This window comes from Tepidimonas fonticaldi (assembly GCF_001675355.1).
Classification (GTDB): domain Bacteria; phylum Pseudomonadota; class Gammaproteobacteria; order Burkholderiales; family Burkholderiaceae_C; genus Tepidimonas; species Tepidimonas fonticaldi.
This window is the reverse complement of sequence record NZ_LZDH01000027.1, coordinates 1-1,091: the sequence shown is the minus strand read 5'-3', so window position 1 is coordinate 1,091 and position 1,091 is coordinate 1. Positions and strand designations below refer to the sequence as shown.

Sequence of the window (1,091 nt, the reverse complement as noted above, 5' to 3'; positions counted from 1 at the left end):
AAGTCGTAACAAGGTAACCGTAGGGGAACCTGCGGTTGGATCACCTCCTTACCATTGAAGTGTTTTTGTGAAGTGCTCACACAGATTGTCTGATAGAAAGTAGAGCAATAGGCTATACGTGGGAGACTTATTCGAGAGAATAGGGCTTACATGAAAAGCGCAAAAGTTTTTGTGATTTTCGTGTCCCCTTCGTCTAGAGGCCTAGGACACCGCCCTTTCACGGCGGTAACAGGGGTTCGAATCCCCTAGGGGACGCCAATTGCGCCGATATCGAGTGAAAGACGATGTCCCCAATAATGATTAAGCCAATTATATTGTAGTTGGTTTAACAATTATGCTCTTTAACAATCTGGAACAAGCTGAAAATTGAAAACAACGCACATTGTTTATCGCTTAAACAATGTGAGAGTCTCTCAAAATTTCAGACCTGAAATTTTCGGTCACTTTAGCGAGTGGCATGAGCGAGCAGTCAGTCCTTCGCGGCGGCCAGCGCACAGCAAGCGCAGCGTACTTAGGTACGTGAGCATTGCGAGCACTGCCCAACGAAGAAGTTCACCACGCACAGCCATGACAGTAATGTGAACGTTGAAACAATTTCGGGTTGTGAGGTTAAGCGACTAAGCGTACACGGTGGATGCCTAGGCAATCAGAGGCGATGAAGGACGTGCTAATCTGCGATAAGCGTCGGTAAGGTGATATGAACCGTTACAACCGACGATTTCCGAATGGGGAAACCCAGTGCAATTCGTTGCACTATCGTTTGATGAATACATAGTCAAACGAAGCGAACCGGGGGAACTGAAACATCTCAGTACCCCGAGGAAAAGAAATCAACCGAGATTCCCCTAGTAGCGGCGAGCGAACGGGGAGCAGCCCAGAGTCTTAATCAGCATTAGCATCAGGAGAACGGTCTGGAAAGTCCGGCAGTAAAGGGTGATAGCCCCGTATCCGAAGGTGTTAGTGTTGTGAACTCGACGAGTAGGGCGGGACACGTGTTATCCTGTCTGAATATGGGGGGACCATCCTCCAAGGCTAAATACTCCTGATTGACCGATAGTGAACCAGTACCGTGAGGGAAAGGCGAAAAGAAC

Annotated in this window: 1 tRNA gene and 2 rRNA genes; all 3 read left to right on the top strand. The window is 48.2% G+C overall.

What is annotated here, in order from left to right:
- Positions 1-51, top strand: a 16S ribosomal RNA gene (locus A9O67_RS13535); the annotation flags it as partial.
- A 131-nt stretch (positions 52-182) separates the two neighbouring features.
- Positions 183-258 (top strand) — tRNA-Glu (locus A9O67_RS03510).
- A gap of 349 nt (positions 259-607) precedes the next feature.
- Positions 608-1,091, top strand: a 23S ribosomal RNA gene (locus tag A9O67_RS03505); the annotation flags it as partial.